Origin of the sequence: Paenibacillus sp. JQZ6Y-1 (assembly GCF_040719145.1) — a bacterium.
GTDB lineage: Bacteria > Bacillota > Bacilli > Paenibacillales > Paenibacillaceae > Saccharibacillus > Saccharibacillus kandeliae.
This window is the reverse complement of record NZ_JBFDUZ010000001.1, coordinates 3,239,151-3,249,547: the sequence shown is the minus strand read 5'-3', so window position 1 is coordinate 3,249,547 and position 10,397 is coordinate 3,239,151. Positions and strand designations below refer to the sequence as shown.

Here is a 10,397-nt window from a genome sequence, read left to right as displayed (position 1 = left end):
TTGCCAAGGCGAGGGTCGCGGGTTCGATTCCCGTCGTCCGCTCCATTTGCGCCCTTAGCTCAGCTGGATAGAGCGTTTGACTACGAATCAAAAGGTCAGGAGTTCGAATCTCTTAGGGCGCGCCATTATTTTCATATCTTCACACTTGCCGGTGTGGCGGAATTGGCAGACGCGCGCGACTCAAAATCGTGAGGGAAACCGTGGGGGTTCGAGTCCCTTCACCGGCATATATCGGGATGTAGCTCAGCTTGGTAGAGCACCTGGTTTGGGACCAGGGGGTCGCATGTTCAAATCGTGTCATCCCGATACCAAAAACCATCATTCGTAAAGAATGGTGGTTTTTTTGTTTTAGAGGTGATTTTTTGTTTTGGACAAATGATGTACTACATAATGCTGCACTATATATAAGCTAAAGAATAAATTCAAATCATTGAATCAAGTGGGATAGCCCGCAAATGAAACTTTCTGATATAATAAAAAAATGATACATATGTTCGCCTATTTCGCTTATGATAGAAGATAAGCAGATTGGAATATGTGCGGTCACTGTTATGTTCTAGACGCCATTTCTAAAGGCACAAGGAAGCGAAGTTAAGAGCATAAGCGAATGCGTAATGGATTCGGATGATGATAGGGGAGAGATGGGTTTGCGTATTTTAGGAATTGACCCCGGGATCGCCATTGTCGGTTTCGGTTTTATTGATAAAAATGGTAGTAAGCTGACACCTGTACAGTATGGGTGTATTCAAACGGAAGCACATACGCCGGAGGAAGAACGTCTAGTACATGTGTATGAAGGCATGGTGCAGCTAATTGAAAAGTATGAGCCGCAAATGGTTGCTTTTGAAAAGCTATTTTTCAGTCGTAATGTAACGACGGCGATGTCGGTTAGTCAGGCGCGTGGTGTAGCCATTCTGGCTGCAGCGCAAAAAGGGCTGCCTATTGCTGAATATACACCGATGCAGGTGAAGCAGGCGATTGTCGGTTATGGTAAGGCGGAGAAGCGTCAGGTACAGGAAATGGTGAGAATGTTTTTGAATTTGCAAAAGATTCCTAAACCAGATGATGTGGCGGATGCGCTCGCTGTTGCGGTATGTCATGCACACTCTTATGTTTTGAATTCCAAACTAAATGAGGTATTGAAAAAATGATCGATTTTCTGCGCGGACCTGTAGTGCATTTGGAAAATGAATATGTTGTAATGGATGTAAATGGAGTAGGATATCGTGTGTTTTGTCCGAATCCCTATGCGATTGCTAAAAATACTGGCGAAGTGATGGTATATATCCATCATCATGTACGTGAGGACGCGATTCAGCTGTTTGGGTTTCCGACTAGAGATGAACAGAAATTGTTTCGCAAGCTGATTGAAGTGTCGGGGATTGGTCCACGTGTGGCCTTAGGCATTTTGAGTGGTGGCAGTCCAGAAGGGGTTATTGCAGCTATTTATCAGGAAAATATTACGTTTTTGACCAAATTGCCGGGTATTGGGAAGAAGACGGCGCAGCGTATGATTCTGGATTTGAAGGATAAGCTGGATGGTATCGGTGATTCGATTATGGCTACTGGACTGTTTGCACCGATGGAATCGTCTTCAGTATCTTCGGGAGAAGTGTGGCCGGAAGTACGAGAAGGCTTGAAAGCTTTAGGATACACAGAGACGGAATTGGATCGTATCTGGCAAACGCTGAAACATGAAGTATTCCCAGAAGATTCTGCGGATTCCGTAATGAAACGTGCGCTCAAAATGCTGTATACTGGATAAGCATACTGTGAATACGTTTAGTTTTATGATAAATAGACGCACTGCATGCACCTAGTTGTATTGCTTGAGTGTATTTCATTGTACAAATATCCTTGAGTTCTATATCTGAAACTTATGATTGAATCTATAAATAAGCTTGCGTAAGGCAAGAAGAGGGGAGCGATAAAGATGACGGATGACCGCATTATATCGGCTAACTTGATGATGGAAGACCAAGCGGTGGAACTCAGTCTGCGTCCCCGTTACCTTGCTGAATATATCGGACAGGGCCGGGTTAAGGAGAATCTCAAAATTTATATCGAGGCAGCCAAGATGCGTGGCGAAGCGTTGGATCATGTGCTGTTATATGGTCCGCCGGGGCTCGGTAAAACGACATTGGCGAATATTATTGCTAACGAGTTGGGTGTTAATTTGCGTACTACGTCCGGTCCAGCGATTGAACGTCCGGGTGATCTGGCAGCACTGCTGACCAATTTGCAGGATGGCGATGTGCTGTTTATTGACGAGATTCATCGACTGAATCGTTCGGTAGAGGAAGTATTGTATCCGGCAATGGAGGATTCGGCGCTTGATATTATGATCGGCAAAGGGCCGAGTGCGCGGTCGGTGCGACTCGATTTGCCGCCATTTACGCTAATTGGGGCAACGACAAGAGCGGGATTGCTGTCTGCACCGCTTCGTGATCGGTTTGGTGTAGTTAGCCGTTTGGAATTTTATACAGTGGATGAGTTGACTTTTATCGTCAGTCGTGGTGCGGAGATTCTGGGCATTGAGATTCTGGGTGATGCGGCAGAGGAGATTGCGCTTCGTGGGCGCGGTACGCCACGGATTGCGAACCGTTTGCTGAAACGGGTACGGGATTATGCACAGGTACGCGGAGATGGTATTATTACGCCAGAGATTGCCAAGGAATCGCTCAATATGCTGCAAGTTGATCCTTGTGGATTGGATCAGATCGATCATAAGATGCTGGAAGCGATGATTCACAGCTTCCGTGGTGGTCCGGTTGGGCTGGATACGATTGCGGCGACCATTGGTGAGGAAGGGCAAACGATTGAGGATGTGTATGAGCCGTATTTGTTGCAGCTGGGATTTTTGCAGCGTACGCCGCGTGGTCGCGTTGTTACACCTAAGGCTTATAGCCATCTCGGTATTCCGATGCCTGAGGATTTGAAAGGCAGATAGTTGAGGCTGACTTTAGAGAGCAAGCTTTGTTCAATATACCTTCAAGAATATCAATTCCTTATTGGTGAAATAAGGAGTTATTCTTGGAGGTTTTTCTTTTATTGTTCAAGGTTTTTTTATATTATCATTCGAGGGCTTTATTTTATCGTTCAAGATCTTTTTTGTATGTGATGCTTTTGTTGTTTTGTATGATGAATTTGCTGTTAGGAGCGTTTTGATTTCATGGATATTTTAGCTATATAGCTCTTTTTAGTGAATACATCTTTTAGTAGATAGATCTTTTTAGTTAGTAGATATTTTTATTTGGTTATTGGACGATTTTTGCATTGCTGTAACTGTAACTTTAAATCCGTATGAGCGTGCTATAGAGGTGTGCTGTACTTATTTTTTGATGAGATTTCTGCTGTTCTAGTAGAGATTGTATGGTTCTAGTAAAGGCTGTACGGTTCTAGTAAGGACTGTATGGTTGTAGTAAGGACTGTATGGTTCTAGTAGGAACTGTATAGTTGTAATAGGGACGGTAGGGTTATAGAAAAAATTGTATTGTTATATCGGCATTTGTGTTGTTACGCCCTGAGTGTATATGTATCGTTAATTCATGACAATTTTAAAAGAGACCAAGTCATTTGGCGAAAATGTGCGTATAATGGATATTGGGACTTTTTACATGGTTGAGTGCATGTGTTGGCGAGATTGTAGATACGGTAGGCTTTACATGAACGGTAAGGGGAAAGGACGATGGCAATGACCAAACAACCACAGGATCACAATATACATTCGTATCGACCGCTGCGATCAGGAAAAGCGAAAAAGAGCATGGGCAAAACAATCGGTACAGCGGCAGTTGCGGTAATGACCGCTGCAGCTATTTTTCTGTCCAATGCTCCGCATACACAGGCAGCAACCTTTGAAGAGGATGTGCGGGTCGGGTTATTTTTTAATGGGGGCAGTACATATTCTTCCATTGTACCGGTTGTAAATGTGAAATCAGCTGGAGATTTGCAGGTTGGTGTCACTAGCGGTGGAAGCTTCAATTCATGGACGGATATTGGCAGTCAGGCGAGCTTTGGCATTGATGGGTATCGGGTCAAGGTGCTGGAAACGAACAGCTTCGATACAGCAGCGGCAGGCATCAAGCTGTTGCAGCCGACCAGTGACAAGCCGATTGTATTTGCTACTTCCAAAGGTGGCAGTACGGTGTACCAGTTGTATACAGGCATGTACGCTTCAGAAGCGGCGGCAACGACGGCGGCAACACGCGTAGCACAAACAGCCAAATCATTGCTCGGTACACAGACACCGACGGTTAAAGGGAATGCGCATTTATCGGCAGGTACCTATGCCAGTTCGGCGGAAGCGCAAACGGTGCTGAGTGCAGCGCAGGACGCGGGATTGGATGCGTATCTGGTTTTGACTGGTAGCGGTTCGTATCAGGTGTGGATTGGTGAAGAGGCCAACAGTACCGGATTGGCACAATTGAAAGTGACGGCAGCAGCTGCTTTACCATCTGCTACTTTGACGACGGTATCTGGTTCTACACCCGCACTGATTATGCGGCAAAATGTAACGTCCAGTGTGACCAGCCCTTCGCCGGTGGATCATTATATACTGAGCGGCAATAGTGCGGTACTGACTGTTAAGGGGAATGATTCCGGCACTCAGGTAACGGAGCGCTCTGCACGTACGTATCGCGGTGACTTTGAACTGAGCAACTATAATGGACAGCTGGCATGGATCAATGTGCTGCCGATGGAAGAGTATTTGTATTCGGTTGTAGGCGGCGAGGTATCCGCATCGTGGCCGGCAGAAGCACTCAAAGCACAGGCGGTAGCAGCGCGCAGCTATGCTCGTTTTCAAGAGCAAGGCTCCAAATTTAAAATTGCCGATGTGGTTGATACGACGCTGAGTCAGGCTTATAATGGCGTAGGTGCCGAAGATAAACGCATCATTGCGGCTGTCGATGCGACAGACGGCGAAGTGGTAATGAAAAACGGTAAGCTGGTAGAAACGATCTTCTCTGCTAATGCAGGCGGCGCCAGTGCAGACAGCTCAGAAGTGTGGAACGGTGGCGGCGATGTATTTGTCAGTGTCGATTCACAGGCGGATGAAGCAGCTCAGGCTTCGTTGAAAAAGTGGTACCATGTACTGCTGAACAACGGAAGCTCTGGTTATGTACGCGAAGATAATGTGAAACTGACCGGCAATATAACCGATGCCGGTTTGGATACCATGACGGTAACGACCAAAAATACGAATGTGCGCAAAATGCCTGTCGTACAGAGTAATGTACAGGCGGTTGCCCAATTGAATCCGGGTGATACAGCAACCGTATTGGAGGTAGTACCGGAATCGAACAGTTATCAATGGATCAGAGGACCATACACGTCAGCACAGCTGCTGGCGACTTTAAAAGGCAAAACAACGTCTAGTCTGCCTTCTACGATCACATCGATTCAAATTACTGAACGTGGTCCATCTGGTCGCGTAACACAGATCAAGGTCAATGGCAGTGTAGTTGCGGTTAAATATCCAGATGTATTCCGCTCAGCATTGAACGGATTGCCAAGTACTTTGTTCGATGTGGTCAGTACAGATAAATACACGGTGATCGGTTCCGGTAGTGCACAGGATGAGCTGAGCGCTGCTGGAACGATCTTGCTCGGTGCTTCCGGTCAAGGCAAAGGTACATCTAGTACAGTGATTATGAACGGCGATGGCAACGCACGAGTGACCGAGGCGGGAGGCTTCCTGTTTACCGGTCAGGGCAACGGGCATGGACTGGGCATGTCGCAATGGGGTGCTAAGGGCATGGCGGACAAGGGATCGAATTACAAAGATATTTTGCAGCATTATTATCATAATGTAGATATCGTGAAGGGATAAATGAACAATGAAAGTAGATGTATATGATTTTGAATTACCGGAACGTCTGATTGCACAGGTTCCACTCAAAGACAGAACAGCATCACGTTTGCTGACGCTGAACAAACAAAGCGGCGAAACGCGACATGAGCATTTTGGTGATATTTTGAATTATTTGCATGAAGGCGATACGCTGATTCTGAACGATACGCGTGTGATTCCGGCTCGTCTGTTTGGTACGAAAAAGGATACGGGCGCGAAGGCAGAGATTTTACTGCTAACCCAATTGGAAGGCGACCGCTGGGAAGCGCTGGTGAAACCGGGTAAAAAGATCAAGCCCGGCGCTGTTATTCATTTTAGTGATGAGCTGGAAGCAGTGATTGAAGAAGAAGGCGATATGGGAATGCGTGTCCTGTCGTTCCGCTATGAAGGGATTTTCCAAGAGATTCTCGATCGACTGGGTGAAATGCCATTGCCTCCTTACATTAAGGAAACATTGGATGACCGTGAGCGTTATCAGACGGTGTATGCCAAAAATGAAGGCTCAGCAGCTGCTCCGACAGCAGGGCTTCACTTTACGACAGAGCTGTTGGATCAGATTCGTGCTAAAGGCGTGTCGGTAGGCTTTGTGACACTGCATGTGGGACTGGGCACGTTTCGTCCGATGAGCGTGGAGACGGTAGAGGATCATGTGATGCATGAGGAGTATTATTCCCTACCTGCCGAAACAGCAACACTGATCAATGAAACAAAAGCACGTGGCGGGCGTATTGTAGCGGTCGGTACCACTTCGGCACGTACGCTGGAAACGGTAGCACGGGACTTTGCTGGTAAACCGCTGGAAGCGACAAGCGGCTGGACGCAGATTTTCATTTATCCGGGTCATACCTTTGGTCTGGTGGATGCGATGATTACCAACTTCCATTTGCCTAAATCGACGCTGGTGATGCTGGTCAGTGCATTGGCAGGACGAGATCATATTATGGCGGCGTATCACGAGGCGATTGAGCGAGAATATCGGTTCTTTAGCTTTGGCGATGCGATGTTTATTTATTGATTGCTAGGAGTATAACAGGGTAGTAGGCAGAAGCTGCTGAAATCAATGTCGAAGTGGACATTGAAATTGATATATTCAGATAAACATAGCTTGTGCGAAATAGGGTGGCTCCGGTATAATAAAATGTCGGTGCCACCTTGTTTTTTTGTGGTTCGACTTTGATACGATATACTTTTGGACACTGGAACGATCAATAAAGAAGTAAGCAGGATGGAACTGCCGCTGTATCCTTTACGATGGAGTTATCATTATAGATGCAAGCAGTACAATCGTTGCTGTGAAGATACGAAATTTGAATGCAGAAGGAAGAGAATACACATTATGTCATCACCTATTCGTTACGAACATATTAAAACGTGTAAACAGTCTGGCGCTCGTCTGGGCCGTGTGCATACGCCACATGGCGTGATCGAAACCCCTGCTTTTATGCCAGTAGGTACGCAAGCGACTGTTAAGACGATGAGTCCTGAAGAATTGAAGCAGATGGATGCGCATATTATTTTGAGCAATACGTATCATCTGTTCCTGCGTCCGGGTCATGATCTGATCCGTGAAGCGGGCGGGCTGCACAAATTCATGAACTGGGATCGTCCGATTCTGACTGACAGCGGCGGTTTTCAAGTATTCAGTCTGAGTGAAATGCGTAAAATTACGGAAGAAGGCGTACATTTTCGCTCCCATTTGAACGGGGACAAGCTGTTCCTGTCGCCAGAAGTGGCAATGGAAATCCAAAATGCGCTCGGTTCCGATATTATGATGGCGTTTGACGAGTGCCCGCCGTATCCAGCAGAGTACAAATACGTCAAACAATCGCTAGAACGTACGACTCGCTGGGCAGAACGTTGTCTGGAAAGTCATACGCGTTCCCATGATCAAGGGCTGTTCGCGATTGTGCAGGGTGGTATGCACGAAGACTTGCGCAAACAGAGCGCACTTGATTTGACTTCTATGGATTTCCCGGGGTATGCTATTGGTGGACTGAGCGTTGGCGAGCCGAAGCATTTGATGTATCAGGCTTTGGACTTTACAGTGCCATTTTTACCAAGTAACAAGCCTCGTTATCTGATGGGCGTTGGTTCACCAGATGCGTTGATCGAAGGTTCGATTCGTGGTGTCGATATGTTCGACTGTGTATTGCCCACTCGGATTGCTCGTAATGGTACAACGATGACGAGCGAAGGTCGCGTTGTTGTCCGTAATGCGAAATATGCGCGCGATTTTGGTCCATTGGACCCGAATTGTGATTGCTATACATGCCAGAATTATTCACGCGCGTATCTGCGTCATCTGATCAAGGCAGACGAGACTTTTGGTTTGCGTCTGACCACGTATCACAATCTGCACTTCCTGCTGAATCTGATGCGCAATGTGCGTCAGGCGATCATGGACGACCGTCTGCTTGATTTCCGCGACGAGTTCTTCACCCAGTATGGATTGCATGATAATGACAAAGGCTTTTAATACAGCACTACGCGTATTCTAAACGTAAGCCATTGCAGCAGAAACACAACGGGTGCCGGGCAACCGGCTTCCGGTTTATATTTTAATAAGGGGGAAATACCATGTTTAACTTAGCTGCTTCTACTGGCGGTACAGGTAATCTGGTGGGAGCGATTCTGCCATTCGTATTGATGTTTGTTGTATTTTACTTCCTACTAATTCGTCCGCAACAAAAAAAGCAAAAGCAACGTAATCAAATGCTGAATACGCTGTCCAAAGGCGATAAAGTGGTAACTATCGGTGGACTACACGGCACCATCGTTGAAATCACAGACGATATCGTCGTTCTGCGTGTGAATGATGTAACGAAGCTGACGTTTGATCGTTCAGCAATCAGCCATTCTACTGCAAAAGAAACAGTTGCTCCGGCTGCAAAAGCCTAATTTCCCTCTTTGCTGAATGCCAACGATATGAAGTCTCGACAGGTATTCAGCATAAGCAAAAGACAACCATGTAACAGATAAGCGGACCTGCGCCTCGGCGAGGTCCTTTTATTTTGATTGCAGCTACTATCAATCGTAAATGTGGATGAATGGATATATAGCGATATACACGATAGGGACAGGCTGCGTCATGATTGATAAATCACAAATAGCGGAAAGGATGATTCCATGCAGATGACAGAAGCGATGATGAGCTGGCAGCCTACGGTGGCGATACTATTATTTCTAGTAGCCTATGTGTTGTGGATGACGGATCAATGGAATCGAGCGTTGATTGCGATTGTGACAGCGGTGTTGTTTCTCCTGCTCGGTATCGCAGGCTGGAATCGGATATGGATGGATATCCAATGGGATACGCTGCTACTATGGACAGGAATGATGATCCTATCGGCGGTGCTTGGACGCAGTGGCTGGATTCACCGCTTCGTGGTGCTTGTGCTACGGATAAGTGGTGGGCGCCCAGCATGGATGTTCATTTGGCTTATGGTCGTAACAGCGTTGTGTTCAGCATTATTAGATCCAGTATCAACGATGCTACTGCTTGTACCGATCCTGTTATCTACCGCTAAGGAATGCCGTTTGCCAGTAGCTCCGTTTCTGATTGGAGCGGTGCTGGTTAGCAATACGGCGGCAACAGCGACGCTTGTCGGCCATGCTAGTAATATGTGGATCGGTACTGCCAATCCGCAATTGACGTTTATGACATTTATTGAAGTGTTAGGTCCGATTATTGCCTTGCTGCTCGTTATTCAAATGTTGTTCATTTGGCTTGTTTATTATAAAAGTCTGCGTTTTCAGCCGTTGATGCTGCAACCGAAGGATTGGAATATCATCCATCCGCAGGAGGAGCAGAAGAAGGCGCGGCGAGGAAGTCGGGAAGCGATTCTGGCAGTATTTGTATTGACCATACTCTTATTGATTGTGGCGCCTTCGCTTGGATGGAAGCCGGGCTGGATTGCCGCAGCTGGTGCGGTAGTGATCCTGCCGCTGGGAATGCTGGCAGGCATCCGAACAGGTGCCATGATGAAGCAGCTGGAATGGGGAACCTTGCTCTTTTTTGCCGGATTGTTCATTATTGCAAGTGGACTTGTACAATCCGGCTGGATCACGACTGGAGCGACAGCGCTAATTGAGTTGACCAATGGCAGTATGACATGGATTGCGCTGATTTTGCTATGGATTACTGGGCTGCTGTCGATGGCGATGGATCATATGCCGTGGATTGCGGTCATGATTCCGCTAGTACAGGAAACGGGTGTACAGATGGATGCGGAATCAGTGAGTGTGCTTCATCCGATCTGGTGGGCGCTAGCGCTCGGTGCGGGCATCGGAGGCAGTGGAACCTTACTCGGCTCCGCAGCTGGTCTGATCGCAGCATCCATGGCTGAACGCGAGAATCAGCGACTGCGGTATGTAGAGTTTCTGCGTATTGGGTTGCCATTGACCTTGGTATCGCTCTTTATAGCTTCCTTGTACGTCGTATATGTGCTGATTCCTTAAAAGGAGTGCACATTCCTGATTTTTATATGTAAAGTTTATGAACAATAGCAGGAATTCGCCATTTCCCTGCCGAAAGGTACAGGGT

8 protein-coding genes and 3 tRNA genes are annotated in these 10,397 nt (G+C 46.9%); all 11 read left to right on the top strand.

The window, feature by feature from the left end; genetic code table 11:
* Nucleotides 1-48 precede the first annotated feature (48 nt).
* The 11 genes from ABXR35_RS13785 to ABXR35_RS13735 all read left to right on the top strand — a co-directional run bounded on the left by ABXR35_RS13785 (nt 49) and on the right by ABXR35_RS13735 (nt 10,312).
* A tRNA-Arg gene (locus ABXR35_RS13785) sits at nt 49-125 on the top strand.
* Nucleotides 126-147: 22 nt separating this feature from the next.
* Nucleotides 148-227 (top strand) — tRNA-Leu (locus tag ABXR35_RS13780).
* A gap of 5 nt (nt 228-232) precedes the next feature.
* Nucleotides 233-306: transfer RNA gene (locus ABXR35_RS13775), tRNA-Pro, on the top strand.
* A gap of 341 nt (nt 307-647) precedes the next feature.
* Nucleotides 648-1,151: a crossover junction endodeoxyribonuclease RuvC gene (gene ruvC / locus ABXR35_RS13770; protein WP_367061007.1), complete on the top strand. Its 504-nt coding sequence runs from the start codon at nt 648-650 to the stop codon at nt 1,149-1,151.
* On the top strand, nt 1,148-1,765 hold the full coding sequence (ruvA, locus tag ABXR35_RS13765) for a Holliday junction branch migration protein RuvA (protein WP_367061004.1): 618 nt from the start codon (nt 1,148-1,150) through the stop codon (nt 1,763-1,765). The genes ruvC and ruvA overlap by 4 nt, the downstream gene beginning before the upstream one ends.
* A gap of 168 nt (nt 1,766-1,933) precedes the next feature.
* Nucleotides 1,934-2,950 (top strand): Holliday junction branch migration DNA helicase RuvB, encoded by a 1,017-nt coding sequence (gene ruvB, locus ABXR35_RS13760; RefSeq protein ID WP_367061001.1) that lies wholly within the window; start codon nt 1,934-1,936, stop codon nt 2,948-2,950.
* A gap of 738 nt (nt 2,951-3,688) precedes the next feature.
* Nucleotides 3,689-5,833, top strand: coding sequence for a SpoIID/LytB domain-containing protein (locus ABXR35_RS13755; RefSeq protein ID WP_367060998.1), 2,145 nt, complete (start codon nt 3,689-3,691; stop codon nt 5,831-5,833).
* A gap of 7 nt (nt 5,834-5,840) precedes the next feature.
* Nucleotides 5,841-6,869 carry a tRNA preQ1(34) S-adenosylmethionine ribosyltransferase-isomerase QueA gene (queA, locus tag ABXR35_RS13750; protein WP_367060995.1) on the top strand — a complete coding sequence of 343 codons (1,029 nt, stop codon included), beginning with the start codon at nt 5,841-5,843 and terminating at the stop codon, nt 6,867-6,869.
* 321 nt (nt 6,870-7,190) lie between these two features.
* Nucleotides 7,191-8,330: a tRNA guanosine(34) transglycosylase Tgt gene (tgt, locus tag ABXR35_RS13745; RefSeq protein ID WP_367060992.1), complete on the top strand. Its 1,140-nt coding sequence runs from the start codon at nt 7,191-7,193 to the stop codon at nt 8,328-8,330.
* A 101-nt stretch (nt 8,331-8,431) separates the two neighbouring features.
* Nucleotides 8,432-8,752 (top strand): preprotein translocase subunit YajC, encoded by a 321-nt coding sequence (gene yajC, locus ABXR35_RS13740; RefSeq protein ID WP_367060989.1) that lies wholly within the window; start codon nt 8,432-8,434, stop codon nt 8,750-8,752.
* A 228-nt stretch (nt 8,753-8,980) separates the two neighbouring features.
* Nucleotides 8,981-10,312, top strand: coding sequence for an ArsB/NhaD family transporter (locus tag ABXR35_RS13735; protein WP_367060986.1), 1,332 nt, complete (start codon nt 8,981-8,983; stop codon nt 10,310-10,312).
* Nucleotides 10,313-10,397: the final 85 nt, after the last annotated feature.